Origin of the sequence: Tardiphaga sp., from assembly GCF_041424195.1 — a bacterium.
In the GTDB taxonomy this organism is placed as follows: Bacteria; Pseudomonadota; Alphaproteobacteria; order Rhizobiales; family Xanthobacteraceae; genus Tardiphaga.
Genome location: NZ_JBGMOE010000132.1, coordinates 15,253 through 31,730, shown reverse-complemented (window position 1 = coordinate 31,730; position 16,478 = coordinate 15,253). Strand labels below are relative to the sequence as shown.

Sequence of the window (16,478 nt, the reverse complement as noted above, 5' to 3'; positions counted from 1 at the left end):
CAATGGCTGAAGCTGGTGCACGTCGTCCGTTTTTCCGCCGCCGCAAGACCTGCCCGTTCACGGGTCCGAACGCGCCGAAGATCGACTACAAGGATTCCAAGCTGCTGATGCGTTACGTCTCCGAGCGCGGCAAGATCGTGCCGAGCCGCATCACGGCCGTCTCCGCCAAGAAGCAGCGTGAGCTCGCCCGCGCCATCAAGCGCTCGCGTTTCCTCGGCCTGCTCCCCTACGTTATCCGCTAAGGCGGTTTTCGACCGGCGGCCTCGTGCCGCCGGTCGGTTCTATTTCTCATAAGGCTTCCGGGTCGTCCGGTCGCCGATGGTTGGGGCAAGTGCCTCTAACCGCTCAAAGGGGGCGGGACAGCTGATGATCGCAAGTCTTCTCATCGCGTTTGCCGCCGGCGCTGCCTCAGCGCTGATGTTCGCCTCGATCATTTCGGGCGCGTTGATTTCCCTTTTGCTGTTCTATCTCGCGCCGCTGCCCTTGATGGTGGCCGCTCTCGGCTGGGGTCCAGTCACTGCTGCCATCGGCGGCATCGCGGCTGGCACCTCGCTCGGCCTGCTGTTCGGCATGCCCTATCTCGCCGCCTTCGTCTTCACCGTGGCGCTGCCCGCCTGGTGGCTCGGCCATCTCGCATTGCTCGGCCGCCCCGTCGCTGCCGAGATGCCCGGTGCGAATGGCACCGCCGCGACACCGTCCGTGGTCGAATGGTATCCGGTCGGCCGCATGTTGCTGTGGACCGCGGGCTTCGCCGCTTTCACGACCATGGGCGCATTGCTGACTCTCGGCACAGACAGCGACACCATCGTCTCATCGTTGCGACGCGCTCTGACCCGCATCCTGGGATCGCGCGACGGCGCCGGCGACTCCGAACAGATCATCAATGCGCTGGTGACGATCGCGCCGGCTGCCGCCGCCATCGTCGCGATCATGACGCTGACGCTCAATCTCTGGCTTGCCGGCCGGATCATCGTGACATCAGGCCGGCTGAATCGGCCGTGGCCCGAGCTGAAATCCGCAGCACTGCCGCCGATGACGATGGTTGCGCTGTGTCTGGCCATCGCGCTGTCCTTCATGGGCGGCATCGTCGGCATCTTTTCGCAGATCGTCACCTCGGCGCTGATGATGGCCTATGCCCTCACCGGCTTCGCCGCGCTGCATACGCTGACCATGGGCATGAAAAGCCGAGTGATGGTGCTGGGTCTGACCTACGCCATGGTGCTCGTCCTCGGCTGGCCCATCCTCACCATGGTTGGCCTCGGCCTCGCCGATGCCTTCTTCGGATTTCGCCAACGTTTTCTCGCACGCAAGCCACCTTCGTCGACGGTGGCCTGACTCACTTCAACTCAACACCTGCTCAACACCTAAAGGAGAACGATCATGGAAGTCATTTTGCTCGAACGCGTCGCCAAGCTCGGCCAGATGGGCGAAGTCGTCCGCGTCAAGGACGGCTACGGCCGCAACTTTCTGCTGAAGCGTGGCAAGGCGCTGCGCGCCACTGCCGACAACCGTGCCAAGTACGACGGCATGAAGGCTGACCTTGAAGCCAACAACATCAAGGCCAAGGCGGAAGCCACCACGGTTGCCGAGAAGATCGATGGCCGCAACGTCGTCATCATCCGTCAGGCATCGGAAACCGGCCAGCTGTTCGGCTCGGTGTCGGTGCGCGACATCATCGCCACCTTCGAAGCTGACGGCGTCACCTTTGCCCGCAGCCAGGTGCTGCTCGACGCGCCGATCAAGACCATCGGCCAGCACAAGATCTCGATCGCCGTGCATCCGGAAGTCGAAGTCAGCGTCAGCGTCACCGTTGCCCGTTCGGCCGACGAAGCCGAGCGCATCAACCGCGGCGAAGACATCTCGAGCCGTCAGGAAGATCAGGACGCAGCTGCCGAAGCACTGGCCGCCGCTGGCGAGTTCTTCGATCCGGACGCACAGGGCAACGCCGAAGAAGACAACGGCTAAATCCACAGGACAGAGCTTCTGCTCAAACGAGAAAAGCCCGGCCAATCTGGCCGGGCTTTTTTGTTCGGTCGTTGAAACGATGGTTGACCTTCTAATGCGAGACCGGCGGCACCGGCGCGCCTGACGAGGCCGGAGGCGCCGGCGGTGCAGCCGACGACGGAGGCGGTGGCGGCGCGGCCGGTGCTGGCGAAGGCGCTGCAGGCGTCGGGGCCGCAGGGGCCGGCGCAGGCGCCGGGGCCGGGGCCGACGGAGCTGCTGGAGGTGTGGCCGCGGGCGGAGGCGTCGGTGCCACAGGTGCCGGTGCCGGCGTTGCTGCTGGCGGAAACGCAGGAGCTGCCGGAGCAGGCTCCGCGGGTGCAGGAGTCGGAGTCGCCGGAGGCGGTGTCGCGGGCGCGGATGGCGCCGGACGGCTCTCGCCTTCGGGGGCCTTCGGTGCCGGCGTCACCGGCGGGACCGGATCCGGACGTAGTGTCGGCGTCTCAGGCTTGGCTTCGGGCTGAACTTCGGGCTTGGGCTCCGGCTTCGCCTCGGGCTTGCTCTCTTCAGCAGGCTTCGCTGGCTCGGTTTTCACCGGCTCCGGCTTCGGCTCGACCTTGGGTTCAGCCTTGGGTTCAGGCTTCGGCTCGGTCCTGGGTTCGACCTTGGGCTCATCCTTCACGGGTTCGGCCTTCGGCGGCTCTTCCTGATGGCGACGCCCTTTCTTGCCGAGCTTCTGCTTCGCGGCGGGACGCTCCGTTTCGGCGGCAGCCGGCGACTGGGCGTCAGCGGGCCTGGCTTCGGGATTGTCTGCAGCAGGATGGGCCAGCCGCTTGGCATTGCGGCCCCGGCGCGTACCGGGCTCGGCCTGAGCTGGCGCAACATCGGCCTCGGGCTTTGCGGCTTCCTGCGAACGGGATCGACGGCCCGGCGGCATTGCCTCGGGCGACGGTGTTGCACCCGGCTTCGCATCGGCCGGGGCCGGCTTCTGCTCGGTTGTCAGCTCCCGGCCCTGACGCGTCAGGTTATCCCCGGCTGGACGACGGTCGGCCGCCCCGTTGGACACGACATAAGCGGCCATCGAGGCCGCCATATCGGTACTCGTCGTGTAATGCTGGCGCAGGAAGGCCGGCAGCGCCCCCGGCGCCACCGTCTTTAACAGCCCGCGCGGGCTCTTATGGCAAACGGCACAGCCGCCCGCGAAAATCTGGGAGGGTGATTTTCCGGCTTCGAGGTTTTGGGCCTGTGCCGGGACCGCTGCGAAGCTAACCAGGAGCATCACCGTCGCTAAACTGAGCGCTCGGCTCAACATTTCAATCTCCTGATGTGGCTAGCTTAATCACGCGGATCACCTTGTATCCGATTGTGACGTGAATGGAAGTATCGACATATCGCAACGATGTGATCGGAACAATCGGGATAGCGGCATTGCAGCGTGCGCATTGGCACATGCGGTGCACCGCTACTATCATCTACCTTAGAGCTAGGAAGACAGTTGATCTCGTGCACGGCGGGAAGTTACGCTGTTGCTTCAGTTTGCGCGTGATCGGATCATTGGGGTGATTTCGATGGACCGTCTGTTGCGATTCTTCCTGAGTCGGTACATTCGCCGAGGGGCGATAACCTTCACCACCGCCTCCGGCCAGCAATTCACCTTCGGAGATGGCTCCGGCCCCCCCGTCTCCGCCCGCTTCGTCACCAAAGCCGCCCAACGCCGACTACTTCTAGATCCCGAACTGGCCCTCGGCGAGATTTTCATGGACGGGCTGCTCGTTATGGAGCGCGGCACCATCGCCGACCTGCTCGCCATCGCCCTGAACCAGCCGGACATGGCACCGCGCTGGGCCAGGCTGCAATGGTGGCTCCGCTACGTCCTGCGCCACGCCCAGCAATTCAATCCCCGCAAGCGCTCCCGCAACAACGTTGCCCATCACTACGATCTGGACGCCCGGCTCTACTCGTTGTTTCTGGATGCCGACAAGCAATATAGCTGCGCTTATTTCGAGGAGCCGGATGCGACGCTGGACGACGCCCAGCTCGCCAAGAAGCGCCACCTGGCGGCCAAGATGCTGGTCGAAAAAGGCCAACGCGTGCTCGATATCGGCTCCGGCTGGGGCGGGCTCGGGCTCTATCTGGCGGAGATGACAGGCGCCAATGTTACCGGCGTTACGCTGTCCACCGAACAGCTTCAGGTCGCCAATGCCCGGGCCGGCGAGAAAAACCTCAAGGACCGCGCTAAATTCCTGCTCGAGGACTATCGCGACGTCCCCGGTCCATTTCATCGCATCGTCTCGGTCGGCATGTTTGAACATGTCGGCGTCGACCACTACGATACCTACTTCAAGCGATGCGCTGAACTCCTGACCGAGGACGGCGTGATGGTGCTGCACTCCATCGGCCGCCCCGAGGGACCCGGCATCACCAATCCATGGGTCGCCAAGTACATTTTCCCCGGCGGTTACATCCCTGCCCTGTCGGAAGTCCTCCCGGCGATCGAGCGGGCCGGATTGTTGGTCTCGGACATCGAAATCCTGCGGCTGCATTATGCCGAGACGCTCAAGGCGTGGCGTGAGCGCTTCATGGCACGACGCGAGGAAGCCGTGCGGCTCTATGACGAGCGCTTCGCGCGGATGTGGGAGTTTTATCTGGCGGCGTCGGAAATGTCGTTCCGCATGCAGAACGTGATGAATTTCCAGATCCAACTTACCAAACGTCAGGACGTGGTGCCGTTCACGCGCGATTATATCAAACGGGAAGAAGATCGGCTGCGTGGCCTAGAGCGCGCTCAGCAACCGCGCCTGCAGATTGCCGGCGAATAGGCTGACCTAGTGTTGCAATAGGAGCGTCGCCTGTCGGCGGCGCAAGACAGGCCGCGGCTGCAAAACAGCGGGGCGCTGGAGGCGCGCTTTGGCGGCGGACAGCGCTTTCGTATCGCATGGGACATTTTCAAGCTGCGCGGTGCGCTCGAACGTGTCGATCAGCGTGGATAACCACGCAGAACCATCGGTTCCGGCATCAGGATGCTGGTGGCGCTGGCCCATCGATCTATCCTTCGCCTCTCATCGTTATGAAGCCAACGCCGAAGTCCCCGAGGGGTTCCGGCATCGCCGTTCCTGCGAACGGTTGGCTCTCTTGTAAGTGCGAGAGATCGCCATCCGGTTCAGGCGCGCGGGGCAATTTTTCCGGGTTCCTTAAGCAATGATTCAGGACCCTCCCCCTTGTTGCCACCAGGGCGTCAAGCGCAATGCTTGGTTCAGCCGCAAATCCCGCCGGACCAATGTGGGAATCGTGCATAAGGGCTGACCGCATCCTTTCGTTCGCCGCATGCGAAGCGCTTAGTCCAACGCCGCGCGTTACGACGCCGCTCATCCGCCCAATTCAGAAGACCCAATAAAGACCATGGCCGCATTTGATTCGAACGTTCTCAAGCTAGCGCCCGATGCCGGCACCCCGGCCTACCGAACCGCGCCCCACAATATCGAGGCGGAACAGGGCGTTCTCGGCGCCATGCTGGTCAATAACGACGCGTTCTATCGGGTCTCGGACTTCCTGAAGCCCGATCATTTCTTCGAGCCGATCCATCAGACCATTTTCGAGACCATCAGCGCCATCGTCCGCGCCGGCAAGATCGCCACACCTGTCACGCTGAAGACCTTCCTGCCGACCGATACGGATCTGGGCGGCATGACCGTGGGTCAGTACCTCGCCCGCCTCGCCGCCGAAGCCACCACCATCATCAACGCGCAGGATTACGGACGCACGATCTATGAGCTGGCAATCCGCCGGCAGTTGATCGGCGTCGGCGAAGACATGGTCAACGTCGCCTATGACGCGCCGGTCGACTTCGCACCCCGCGCCCAGATCGAGGACGCCGAGCGCCGGCTCTATGAACTCGCCGAAGCCGGCCGCTATGACGGCGGCTTCCAGCGCTTCTCCCAGGCGATGACCACCGCGCTGGACATGGCGGCCAATGCCTATCAGCGCGAGGGCAAACTGTCCGGCATCTCCACTGGCCTGCGCGACCTTGATGCCCGCATGGGCGGCCTGCAGCGCTCTGACCTCCTCGTGCTCGCCGGCCGTCCCGGCATGGGCAAGACCTCGCTCGCCACCAACATCGCCTACAATATTGCCGCGGCCTACCAGTCCGAAGTGCAGCCCGACGGCAGCATGAAGACCATCAATGGCGGCGTCGTCGGCTTCTTCTCCTGCGAAATGTCCGCCGAACAGCTCGCCACACGTATTCTCGCCGAGCAGACCGAGATTTCCTCAAGCGCGATCCGCCGCGGCGGCATCACCCAGGCCGAATTCGACAAGATCCGCGACTACACCATCAAGCTGCAGAACCTGCCGCTCTATGTGGACGAAACCGGCGGCCTGTCGATTTCGCAGCTCACCGCCCGTGCCCGCCGCCTGAAACGGCAGAAGGGCCTCGACGTCATCATGGTGGACTACATCCAGCTCTTGCAGGGCTCGGGCAAGCGCTCGGACAACCGCGTACAGGAAGTCACCGAGATCACCACCAGCCTCAAGGCGTTGGCGAAGGAATTGAACTGCCCGGTGGTGGCCCTGTCGCAGCTCTCGCGTCAGGTCGAAAATCGTGAAGACAAGCATCCGCAGCTCTCCGACTTGCGTGAATCCGGATCGATCGAGCAGGACGCCGACGTCGTAGTCTTCGTGTATCGCGAGGAATACTACCTGCAGGCCAAAGAGCCGCGGGCCGGCACGCCCGAGCACGAGAAATGGCAGCTCGATATGGATCTTGCGCACGGCAAGGCCGAAGTCATCATCGCCAAGCAGCGTCACGGACCGACCGGCACCGTCGATCTGCAATTCGAAGGCCAGTTCACACGCTTCAGCGATCTCGCCGGCGGCTCCCAGTTCCGCGCCCCCGAGGAGTGATGCGCGCGCGGTTGAACAGGCACTGACGCGGGCATATTGTGCGGCGCAGAATACCGATCGCGTGATCCCTTCGCGCGATTCCTGCGCCAGGACATTCTGATGAACAGCGTCGCCGACCCGAAACCGACAACTCCCGCCGACATGGAGTTGCCCGCAGACGCCAGTGGCATCCTGACCATCGATCTCGATGCCATCGTCGCCAACTGGCGCAAGCTCGAAAAGCATGGCGTGCCAGCCGAATGCGGCGCGGCGGTGAAGGCCGACGCCTATGGCTGCGGTATCACGCCGGTGGTGCGCGCCCTGGCGAAAGCCGGCTGCAAGACCTTCTTCGTCGCCACCTTCGAGGAAGCCCGCGCTGCGCGCGCCGCTGCGCCCGATGCGGCGATCTATCTGCTGAACGGTTTCCCGCCGAATTCCGGCGATGCGCTGGCCGCCATCAATGTGCAGCCCGTGATCGGCGATCTTAACGAACTCGCAGAATGGGACATGTTCTGCCGCCGCACCGGCTGGAAGGGTGGCGCGGCCGTGCATGTCGACACTGGAATGAACCGGCTCGGCCTCAGCCTTGTCGATGTCCAGGGACTGATCCCGCGCCTCGGTTCGGGCGACCACGGCTTCACGCTGGTGATGAGCCACCTCGCTTGCGCTGAACAACTGCACAATCCGATGAACGCGCGGCAATATTCCAGTTTCCGCGAGGCTTCGTCACTGTTCTCCGGCGTGCCGGCATCCCTCGCGAATTCGTCAGGCATCTTTCTCGGCGCGGCCTATCAGTTCGACCTGATGCGTCCGGGCGCAGCACTCTACGGCGTCAATCCGACGCCGGAAGCCGACAATCCGATGACGCCCGTGGTCGATCTCAAGGTGCGCATCCTGCAGACCCGCAACGTCGAGCGCGGCGACAGCGTCGGCTATGGCGCCACCTGGATCGCGCGGCGGCCCACCAGGCTGGCAATCGTCGCGGCCGGCTATGCGGACGGCTATTTCCGCGCGGCCGGCAGCAGCGACGGCACTCGCGGCGCCGAGGTCATCGTCGCCGGCCAGCGCTGCCAGATCGCCGGCCGCATCTCCATGGACCTGCTCGCGGTGGATATCACCGACCTGCCCCACAACGCCGCCCGCCGCGGCCATCTCGCGACGCTGATCGGCGACGGCATCACCGTCGACGAACTCGCGCATCACTACGGCACCATCGCCTATGAGGTACTGACCAGCCTCGGCCGGCGCTATCTGCGGGTCTATAAGGGCGGCGACGCGGCCGCTGCGGAGCCCGTCTCCGCGTCCTAGACGTCGACCTTGAAGCTGAGTTCGATCTCGGAGGCCGGCGCGCCGCCGCGTACGCCCCAGTTTTCCAGGGGCTGCTCGTTCAACACGATCTTGATCTCGAGTTCCGGCACGCCGAGCGTCGTCAAGTTCCGCACGATCCCCTTGTAGAGACCGCGCTTGGCCTCGATGGAGCGGCCGGCAAACATCGTGATCTCGACCCGGGTAAAGCGCTGCGAGCGCCCGGTCGGCACGATGCGCTGCGTCTCGCTATAGGTGTCCACCGTCACGTCGCGGTCCCAATCGGGAATTTTGAGCGTCGCCAGCATGGCCGATTGCACGGCCTCGATGATCTCGATCTCGCGGCCCCGCGCCCAATCTCCGGTGACAATTCTTGTGACTGGCATCGCCCTCTCCCATCGGATCGGTTGCACCTACACGACTGGAGCGCTCTTGTAACGTCCCGCTCCGGAGAGTCACGCCGTGAACTTCATCTTCGTCTGCACGGTCGGCCTACTCGCCGGCACCATTTCCGGCATCGTCGGCACCGGCTCGTCGATCATGCTGATGCCGGTGCTGGTCTACGAATTCGGCCCCAAGCAGGCCGTGCCGATCATGGCCATCGCCGCCGTGATGTCCAATCTCTCGCGCATCATGGCCTGGTGGCGCGAGGTCGACTGGCGCGCCACCGCCGCCTATTCGCTCACCGGCATTCCAGCCGCAGCCCTGGGCGCACGCACGCTGCTGGTGCTGCCGTCGCATGTGGTCGATCTCACTATCGGACTGTTCTTCATTGCGATGGTGCCGCTGCGCCACTGGCTGGCGCGGCGCTCCTTCACCATCGGCCTGGGGCAACTCGCGCTTGGCGGTGCGATCATCGGCTATCTCACCGGCATCGTCGTCTCCAGCGGTCCACTCAGCGTACCGCTGTTTCTGTTTTACGGCCTCACCAAGGGCGCCTTCCTCGCCACCGAGGCCGCAAGTTCCCTCGGCCTGTATCTCAGCAAGTCTGTCACCTTCCAGCGCTTTGGCGCGCTCGATATCGATGTGCTTGTAAAAGGGCTGATCGCCGGCGCCTCGCTGATGGCCGGCGCGTTCATCGCCAAGCGCTACGTACTGAAACTGAGCGTCGAGACGTTCCGCCTACTCATGGACGGGATCATGCTTCTGGCAGGCGTAAGCATGGTGCTGTCGGGCATGGCGTTGATCTAGGGCATGTACTCATAAATCGCGGTAAGTATGTCCGCTCCCCCGCGAGTTGCTGGCTCAAGCCGGACAGCAGGCCGCTGGAAACGGGCGCTGATTAAAGTTGTATCTATTACTTAGAAGTACGCGCGACTGAGGTTCATAGAAGGCGATCAACCAGCAACAGGTATTACTATCTCGCAAATCCGCACTTCCACCGCGCGCAGTGCAGCATAATCCTTTGCCTCGCCACGTACAGTAATGCCAATATTTCCAACCTATTATTAAGGTTCGTAATCCACGCTAAAATCCGGAACTTCATCTGTTTCCTTTGTAACGACTGCGTGGACGCTTCATGCGCGCGTTCTATGGAAGACTGGCCCGGCTGCCAGGATTTTCATTGGTGGTGCTCGGCGTCTTCTTTGCGACGTCGATCATCGTTGTCTTTTTGGTGGATCTGCAGGCGCGCCATCATGCGGCGCTCTCCGAGGCCAGAAAGGCGGCACTGAACATCGCCGAGATTCTCGCCGAACACACGGCGCTGACATTTGAGGGGATCGATCGAACACTGATCGAGGCCGAGAGAATTCGCAAAGATAGTCTTTCAGGAAAGTATGCAACGCCCGAAGACGCAAATGCCGCCTTACGTCTTCTCAAGAAGGCTTCATCGATCGTCGTTGCCGTCGGCTGGACAGATGCCGCCGGTCACCTTCTGGCGCATTCCTACGATGGCACGCCTCCGCGAAGCAATATCTCCGACATGTTGCACTTCACCGCTCAACGCGATCAGGCCGATGGCCGGCTGTTCATTGCGCCGCCCTATCCCTCGGCTGTCACCGACAAATGGCTGACGGCGGCGTCGCGCCGGCTAAACAATGCCGACGGCAGCTTCGCAGGAATTGTAACTGCACCGCTCGACCCGACCCATTTCACGCAGGTCTATCGCGCGATCGATGTCGGCAAGGGTGGATCCGTGCTGTTACTGCATCGCGCCGGCACGGGGCGCGTTCTTGCGCGAGTGCCCGCGATCAAAGGATCCATCGGAAAATCTTTCGCGGATAGCCCGCTCGTCTCCGAATATCTGCCACAATCGGAAGCGGGCTCCTACGAAACGATAGGCGTTATCGACGGAATCGCGCGGGTCGCGGGATACAAGGCTGTGCCCGGACTGCCGCTAGTGTTGGTCATCACATACGCCCGCAGCGAAGTGCTGGGACCATGGCGACAGCACCTTTACATGGTGGGCCCGCTCGTCGCCTTGATCGTTGGCGTCATCTTGTTCGGCACGTTTCGGATTGTGCGCCAGACAAATAGTCTTGCCGTGAAAACAAGAATTCTGGAACGAACGAACATGCAGTTCGACGCTGCCTTGAGCAACATGTCGCTAGGGCTCTGTCTGTTCGACGCAAATAAGAATCTTGTGGTTTCGAATGGCCGCTTCCGTGAGATGTACGGTTTCCCGGAAGAATTCGTCAGGCCCGGAACACCCCTGCCTCGCATGCTGCAGGCCCTCAAGGATCGCGGAAAGCACGATTTGACCATCGACGGGGACGTTCAGGAGATCCCGACGAAGCAAAAGCAAGTTTATATGTCTCCCGACGGTCGCGTAATATTAATTCAACGCAGGCCGATTGCGGATGGCGGATGGGTCGCAACCCATGAAGACATCACCGAGCAGAAGCGCGCACAGCGATTGTTGACTGATAAAGCCGCTGAACTCGAGCGGATCAACATGCGCTTCGACGCCGCGATGAACAACATGTCGCAGGGGCTTTCGCTGTTTGATGGCGAGCAGAGGATCATTCTTTCAAATGCGCGCTATGCGGAAATCTATCACCTGAGCGAAGAACAGGTGAAGCCGGGGACAACGCTGCGGCAAATCATTGAATACCGCCGGGCGAAGAGAACGAATTGCGAAATGGCAACGGACGTCCTTGTCGATGCCAAGCTGAAACTGGAGAAGGAGGTCCAGGAGCTTGTCGACGGACGCCTCATTTCGATGACGCGCCATCTGATGCCGAACGAAGGGTGGCTGGCGACGCATGAAGATGTCACGGCGCAAAAACACAGGGAGCAATTGCTGGCCGCGAAAGCCGCGGAGCTGGAGCAGACGAACGAACGCTTCGACATTGCGCTGAGCAACATGTCACAGGGTCTCTGCATGTTCGACGGAGCGAAGCGGCTCGTTGTCTGGAATGACCGTTATGCGGAACTATACCAGTTGCCTGCAGCTTTGTTGAAAGTCGGGACGCCTCATGAGGCTATCATCGCCGATCGCGTCTCCCGTGGCATTCTCAAGGGCGGGACGAGCGAGCCGGCCATCAGGAAAAAGATAGCTGAATTGGGTCAGCATTCGACGGATTCAAGCTCGGCCAGGGTCGATGAATTTGCGGATGGGCGATTGATACTCGTCACCCGACAGCCGATGAAGGACGGCGGTTGGGTAGCAACGCACGAAGACATCACCGAACGGCGGCGCGCAGAGGCCGAGATCGTTCACCTGGCGCGTCACGATGCGCTCACCGGACTTGCCAACCGAACACTGTTTACCGAGAAACTTGAGGAGGCGAGCAAGCGTCTTGGCCGCCATGACAGTGGCTTTGCCGTGGTCATGCTCGACCTCGATAGATTCAAGACCGTCAACGACACGCTGGGACATCTCGCCGGGGATCGTTTGCTTGTCGAGTTCGCACAACGGCTGAAGTCGTCGACTCGCGAAACCGACGTACTGGCCCGCCTTGGTGGTGACGAGTTTGCAATCATCCAGGACGGAGGACCCAATCCGGAAGAGGGTGCAATCGTGCTTGCCCTCAGGATCATCGATGCCATTGCCCAGCCATTTGATCTCAACGGCCACCAGGCCAGCATCGGGATCAGCATTGGAATTTCCCTCGCTCCGGAACAGGGCGTCGATCCTGAGGACCTGTTGAGAAAAGCGGATCTTGCGCTCTACGACGCCAAGACGGGCGGGCGAAATGATTTCCGCCTGTTCCAGTCCGAAATGATCGAGGCTGCCCACTCGCAGAAGATATTGGCAAACGAACTGCGAGACGCGATCGCGCGAAACGAATTCGAGGTGCACTATCAGCCGGTGGTTGACGCCAGGACGCGGCAGATCTGCGGCGCCGAGGCGCTGGTCCGCTGGCGGCATCCGTCGAAAGGACTCATCGCTCCCGATCAGTTTATTCCGCTCGCGGAAGCGACGGGGCTGATCCTCCCTCTTGGCGAGTGGATCCTGCACCAGGCTTGCACGGATGCAGCGTCGTGGCCGGCTCATCTCAAGATCACGGTCAACATCTCTGCGGTTCAAGTCAGCAAGGGAAAATTGCTCGACGTCATGCTGGATACTCTGATGGAAACGGGTCTTTCGCCTGAACGACTGGAGTTGGAAATTACGGAGACAGCTCTTCTTGAGAACGCGACGGCGCATCTGGGGACGATACGGCAACTGAAGAATCTCGGTATCTCCATGGCACTCGACGATTTTGGCACGGGTTACTCAACGGCGAGTTATTTGACCAATTTCCCGTTTGACAGGATCAAGATCGACAAGTCCTTCGCACAAGGCGCTCCCAATCGCCGCGATTGCGCAGCGGTGGTGTCCTCGGTGCTTGCGCTGGCCCGCGGTCTTGATATCGCAACGACGGCCGAGGGCGTCGAGACCGAAGAGCAATTTGAATATCTGCAGGCTGCAGGCGTCGACCTTGTCCAGGGCTTTCTGTTCGGCCGGCCCGTCCCGCTCTCCGAGCTCGACCTCGATGCGGCAGGTTCATTTGGAGACAGTGCTGACGGCAAGTCCTGCGCAGGGGTCATCACGGCAGGGAGATGACCGCCGCCGCCAGCGGCGGCCTCCCCCAAACGCAAATCGGCCACCCTGAGGCGGCCGATGGCAGTCCTGAAATCCGGGCTATCCGCGGCTTAGTAGCCGTATCCGTAGCTTGAGCCGAAGCTGAAGCCGCGATTGCAGGTCGAGCAACCCTGCTGCACCGGTGCGTAATAGACCTGCGCCGGAGCAACCATCTGCACGCGCTGCTGGGTGGCATATTGCGCCGGGATGTGCTCGTAGTCGACGCGCGCAGGCGCGACCATCACGGTCTTCGGCACCATCACGGTCTCATACTGGGCCGGCGTGCGATGTCGGACGGTGCGGCCGGGAGCGACCATGACCGTCTCTTCGACGGTGCGGTACTGCGGCGGCACCACCTGCTGCTGATAGCAGGTCTGGCACGGCGGCGGCGGTGCGTAGCAGTTATAGCAGCCTGCCGAGGCAACACCGGGCATCGCCATTCCGGCGACAGTGGCGAACATTGCTGCAGCAATCATTTTTTTCATGACGGGACCCCGTGGCGAGCTTGTTTGAATTCAATTCGTATCGCTCTGATACCTGACACTTAGCCAAGCACCGCCACCGGTCAACGCGGTCCTGATATTTACCTTGATGAACGTGCTTAAGAATGGATGAGGAGTGAACACGCAAATTGTCGGGCGCGACAAGGGATCGGGTGAAAAATGGTCGAACTTCGTTATCTGCCGTTTCTTTTTCTGAGCCGCGAAATCACGCTGTATCTCATCCTTCCGTTCTTCTTCGTGAGATTTATCGCCTGCCCCTCTTCGCGTTGGCTGCAGGACTCTACGTAGCCGGGAAGTTGATGAAGTCGCCTGTTATGAGCGCCACGATGGCTGGGGCGCGCCCACGCGCACGACAACCGCGCTCATCGCGTCAGGAGGGCGGCGGCCAGATCAAAGTCTCCGCACAGCGCGTCGTCATGCCGGCGTAGTGCTCTTTCGTCCGGCATTCCATGCTATCTACGGTGTTTGAACTCCGCACAGCGATTCCCTCCCCATGGCCAAAAACCTCCTGTCCTTCGTCTGCCAGAATTGCGGTGCCGCCTATAACAAGTGGCAGGGCAAGTGCGATGCCTGCGGCGAGTGGAATACGCTGGCCGAGGAGGACACCACCGGCGTCACCACGATCCCCGTCAGTGCGCGCTCCAAGCGCAAGGGACGCACCTTCAATCTCGAAAGCCTGACCGGCCAGAGCAACGACGCGCCACGTATTCCCTCGGGGATGGGCGAGCTCGACCGCGTCACCGGCGGCGGTTTCGTGCGCGGCTCGGTGCTCCTGATCGGCGGCGATCCCGGCATCGGCAAATCGACCTTGCTGACGCAGGCCACCAGCCTGATGGCGCGGGCAGGCCACCGCGTGGTCTACATTTCCGGCGAAGAAGCCGTGGCGCAGGTGCGGCTGCGCGCGTCGCGTTTGGGCCTCGCGGACGCCTCGGTGCAGCTCGCGTCGGAAACCTCGGTCGAGGACATCGTCGCCACGCTGTCGGAAGGCACGGTGCCGCGGCTGATCGTGATCGACTCGATCCAGACCATGTGGACCGACACGGTGGAATCCGCGCCGGGCACCGTGACCCAGGTCCGCGCCTCGGCGCAGGCACTTATTCGCTTCGCCAAGAAATCCGGCGCCACCATCATCCTGGTCGGCCATGTCACCAAGGACGGCCAGATCGCCGGGCCCCGCGTGGTCGAGCACATGGTCGATGCCGTGATGTCCTTCGAGGGCGAAGGCTCGCAGCAGTTCCGCATCCTGCGTGCGGTGAAGAACCGCTTCGGCCCCACCGACGAAATCGGCGTGTTCGAGATGACAGGTTTGGGTCTGCGCGAGGTCTCCAACCCGTCCGAGCTGTTCCTGTCCGACCGCGATCTCGGCTCGCCGGGCACCGCCGTCTTCGCCGGCATGGAGGGCACCCGCCCGGTGCTGGTGGAACTGCAGGCTCTAGTTGCACCGACGACCCTGGGTACCCCCCGGCGCGCGGTGGTGGGCTGGGATTCATCGCGCTTGTCCATGGTGCTGGCAGTGCTGGAAGCCCATTGCGGCGTCAAGCTGTCGGGCTACGACGTCTATTTCAACGTTGCCGGGGGATTGCGCATCAACGAGCCCGCCGCCGACATGGCCGCTGCCGCTGCCTTGGTCTCGTCGCTCTGCAACGCGCCACTGCCCACCGACGCGGTCTATTTCGGCGAAATCTCGCTATCCGGCGCCGTACGCCCGGTGGCTCAGACCTCGGCACGGCTGAAGGAAGCCGCGAAGCTCGGCTTCGGCCGCGCGGTGCTGCCGGAATCGGCGCGCGGCGACCCCGGCGGTGATGCCGGACTGTCCCTCAATACCATCGGCGGCCTCACCTCGCTGGTCGCCGATATCGCTGCGCGTGGCGTCAAACCCACGCGCGACAACAGCAAAAGCACAGATGCCGGGAAAAATACCGCATCGGCGCGATTCAAGCGCCAGGATGGCTGACACGCGGGTGACCTGCGCCGTCACGGCCGCTATACAAATCAGGCGCAGATGACTGCGCAAACCTCCACACGCTCCGTTAAGGCATTTTGCGCAAAGCGGAACAATGGTGTGATCTGGTGTACTCTTGCGGCCGATAGCGGTTTTCCGGCCTTGCGAGACATGCCATATCACCGTCACCTGAAGCGGCCGCCTGTGCCGATTCGCGGTTTCTGATTCACGAGCGGACCTGACCAGCCGATGCCGATCACGATTCTCGACCTTGTCCTGCTCGGCGTCATGCTGATCTCCGGCCTCTTGGCCATGGTCCGCGGCTTCATGCGCGAGATCCTGTCGATTGCGGCCTGGGGCGCTGCGGCGCTGGTCACCCTGTTTGCTTTCCAGAAGCTGCTCCCGACGGCTAAAACTTATTTCAACAACGACACCGTCGCCAGCATCGTGGTAGTGGCCGGCGTGTTCATCGGCACGCTGATCGTGGTCTCGATCATCACCGTCCGCATCTCCGACATGATCCTGGATTCGCGCATCGGCGCGCTGGATCGCACACTGGGCTTCCTGTTCGGCCTCGCCCGCGGCCTCCTGATCGTGGTCGTCGCCTTTCTGTTCTTCTCATGGCTGGTGCCGGACAAGCAGCGTCCCGACTGGGTCACGGGTGCAAAATCACGTGTTGTTCTGCAGGGAACCGGCGATTGGTTGATGGCGCTCTTGCCGGATGACCCTGAAAACACCATCTTGAAGAGGTTCAAGAAAAACAAACCCGATGAGGATACGACCGACGCCGAGCCCGCAGCGCCCGGCGCCGCGGATGGCTATTCCAAACCTGCCCGCGACAGCCTGAAAAAGCTGATCGATGGCAAACCGGCGGGACGCTAGGCGTTCTTAGTTTCTC

Annotated in this window: 14 protein-coding genes; 10 read left to right on the top strand and 4 right to left on the bottom strand. The window is 62.1% G+C overall.

The window, feature by feature from the left end; genetic code table 11:
• Positions 1–2: 2 nt before the first annotated feature.
• From rpsR to rplI, 3 genes are all read left to right on the top strand, one after another.
• Complete coding sequence (gene rpsR / locus ACEK02_RS17885; protein ID WP_002711478.1) at positions 3–242, top strand: 30S ribosomal protein S18; 240 nt, start codon at positions 3–5, stop codon at positions 240–242.
• 124 nt (positions 243–366) lie between these two features.
• Positions 367–1,335, top strand: coding sequence for a hypothetical protein (locus ACEK02_RS17880; RefSeq protein WP_371422922.1), 969 nt, complete (start codon positions 367–369; stop codon positions 1,333–1,335).
• 45 nt (positions 1,336–1,380) lie between these two features.
• On the top strand, positions 1,381–1,965 hold the full coding sequence (gene rplI / locus ACEK02_RS17875) for a 50S ribosomal protein L9 (RefSeq protein ID WP_089263933.1): 585 nt from the start codon (positions 1,381–1,383) through the stop codon (positions 1,963–1,965).
• A gap of 91 nt (positions 1,966–2,056) precedes the next feature.
• On the opposite strand, the gene ACEK02_RS17870 is transcribed toward rplI, so the two are convergent.
• Positions 2,057–3,253: a hypothetical protein gene (locus ACEK02_RS17870; protein ID WP_371422921.1), complete on the bottom strand. Its 1,197-nt coding sequence runs from the start codon at positions 3,251–3,253 to the stop codon at positions 2,057–2,059.
• Between the two features lie 256 nt (positions 3,254–3,509).
• Between ACEK02_RS17870 and ACEK02_RS17865 the strand changes: the two genes are divergently transcribed.
• Positions 3,510–4,760, top strand: a complete 1,251-nt coding sequence (locus ACEK02_RS17865; RefSeq protein WP_371422920.1) for a class I SAM-dependent methyltransferase — start codon at positions 3,510–3,512, stop codon at positions 4,758–4,760.
• A gap of 6 nt (positions 4,761–4,766) precedes the next feature.
• Here the strand turns inward: ACEK02_RS17865 and ACEK02_RS17860 are convergent, their stop codons facing one another.
• Positions 4,767–4,982 (bottom strand): hypothetical protein, encoded by a 216-nt coding sequence (locus tag ACEK02_RS17860; protein ID WP_371422919.1) that lies wholly within the window; start codon positions 4,980–4,982, stop codon positions 4,767–4,769.
• Positions 4,983–5,340: 358 nt separating this feature from the next.
• On the opposite strand from ACEK02_RS17860, the gene ACEK02_RS17855 reads away from it, so the two are divergent.
• Together ACEK02_RS17855 and alr are read left to right on the top strand one after the other, a co-directional pair.
• Positions 5,341–6,840: a replicative DNA helicase gene (locus tag ACEK02_RS17855; RefSeq protein WP_371422918.1), complete on the top strand. Its 1,500-nt coding sequence runs from the start codon at positions 5,341–5,343 to the stop codon at positions 6,838–6,840.
• A 99-nt stretch (positions 6,841–6,939) separates the two neighbouring features.
• A complete protein-coding gene (alr, locus tag ACEK02_RS17850) occupies positions 6,940–8,127 on the top strand; it encodes an alanine racemase (RefSeq protein WP_371422917.1) in 1,188 nt (395 codons plus the stop codon).
• On the opposite strand, the gene ACEK02_RS17845 is transcribed toward alr, so the two are convergent.
• The gene (locus tag ACEK02_RS17845; protein WP_371422916.1) at positions 8,124–8,510 is read right to left on the bottom strand and encodes a tautomerase family protein; all 387 of its coding nucleotides are present in this window, start codon (positions 8,508–8,510) and stop codon (positions 8,124–8,126) included. The genes alr and ACEK02_RS17845 overlap by 4 nt on opposite strands.
• Positions 8,511–8,586: 76 nt before the next feature.
• Here ACEK02_RS17845 and ACEK02_RS17840 point away from each other — a divergent pair, with 76 nt between their 5' ends.
• Together ACEK02_RS17840 and ACEK02_RS17835 are read left to right on the top strand one after the other, a co-directional pair.
• Complete coding sequence (locus ACEK02_RS17840; RefSeq protein WP_371422915.1) at positions 8,587–9,315, top strand: sulfite exporter TauE/SafE family protein; 729 nt, start codon at positions 8,587–8,589, stop codon at positions 9,313–9,315.
• Positions 9,316–9,643: 328 nt separating this feature from the next.
• Entirely contained in the window at positions 9,644–13,117 is a 3,474-nt protein-coding gene (locus ACEK02_RS17835) for a PAS-domain containing protein (RefSeq protein WP_371422914.1), read from the top strand.
• Between the two features lie 89 nt (positions 13,118–13,206).
• Here ACEK02_RS17835 and ACEK02_RS17830 read toward each other — a convergent pair whose 3' ends face one another.
• Entirely contained in the window at positions 13,207–13,569 is a 363-nt protein-coding gene (locus tag ACEK02_RS17830) for a hypothetical protein (RefSeq protein WP_371422956.1), read from the bottom strand.
• A gap of 562 nt (positions 13,570–14,131) precedes the next feature.
• Here ACEK02_RS17830 and radA point away from each other — a divergent pair.
• Together radA and ACEK02_RS17820 are read left to right on the top strand one after the other, a co-directional pair.
• Positions 14,132–15,592 (top strand): DNA repair protein RadA, encoded by a 1,461-nt coding sequence (radA, locus tag ACEK02_RS17825; RefSeq protein ID WP_371422913.1) that lies wholly within the window; start codon positions 14,132–14,134, stop codon positions 15,590–15,592.
• A 237-nt stretch (positions 15,593–15,829) separates the two neighbouring features.
• Positions 15,830–16,462, top strand: coding sequence for a CvpA family protein (locus tag ACEK02_RS17820; protein ID WP_068731040.1), 633 nt, complete (start codon positions 15,830–15,832; stop codon positions 16,460–16,462).
• The last annotated feature ends 16 nt before the right edge of the window (positions 16,463–16,478 follow it).

Excerpts from the sequence above, each read along its gene's own strand:
- rpsR (WP_002711478.1), top strand. The coding sequence starts at position 3 with ATGGCTGAAGCTGGTGCACGTCGTCCGTTTTTCCGCCGCCGCAAGACC.
- ACEK02_RS17880 (WP_371422922.1), top strand. The coding sequence starts at position 367 with ATGATCGCAAGTCTTCTCATCGCGTTTGCCGCCGGCGCTGCCTCAGCG.
- rplI (WP_089263933.1), top strand. The coding sequence starts at position 1,381 with ATGGAAGTCATTTTGCTCGAACGCGTCGCCAAGCTCGGCCAGATGGGC.
- ACEK02_RS17870 (WP_371422921.1), bottom strand. The coding sequence starts at position 3,253 with ATGTTGAGCCGAGCGCTCAGTTTAGCGACGGTGATGCTCCTGGTTAGC.
- ACEK02_RS17865 (WP_371422920.1), top strand. The coding sequence starts at position 3,510 with ATGGACCGTCTGTTGCGATTCTTCCTGAGTCGGTACATTCGCCGAGGG.
- ACEK02_RS17860 (WP_371422919.1), bottom strand. The coding sequence starts at position 4,982 with ATGGGCCAGCGCCACCAGCATCCTGATGCCGGAACCGATGGTTCTGCG.
- ACEK02_RS17855 (WP_371422918.1), top strand. The coding sequence starts at position 5,341 with ATGGCCGCATTTGATTCGAACGTTCTCAAGCTAGCGCCCGATGCCGGC.
- alr (WP_371422917.1), top strand. The coding sequence starts at position 6,940 with ATGAACAGCGTCGCCGACCCGAAACCGACAACTCCCGCCGACATGGAG.
- ACEK02_RS17845 (WP_371422916.1), bottom strand. The coding sequence starts at position 8,510 with ATGCCAGTCACAAGAATTGTCACCGGAGATTGGGCGCGGGGCCGCGAG.
- ACEK02_RS17835 (WP_371422914.1), top strand. The coding sequence starts at position 9,644 with ATGCGCGCGTTCTATGGAAGACTGGCCCGGCTGCCAGGATTTTCATTG.
- ACEK02_RS17830 (WP_371422956.1), bottom strand. The coding sequence starts at position 13,569 with ATGCCCGGTGTTGCCTCGGCAGGCTGCTATAACTGCTACGCACCGCCG.
- radA (WP_371422913.1), top strand. The coding sequence starts at position 14,132 with ATGGCCAAAAACCTCCTGTCCTTCGTCTGCCAGAATTGCGGTGCCGCC.
- ACEK02_RS17820 (WP_068731040.1), top strand. The coding sequence starts at position 15,830 with ATGCCGATCACGATTCTCGACCTTGTCCTGCTCGGCGTCATGCTGATC.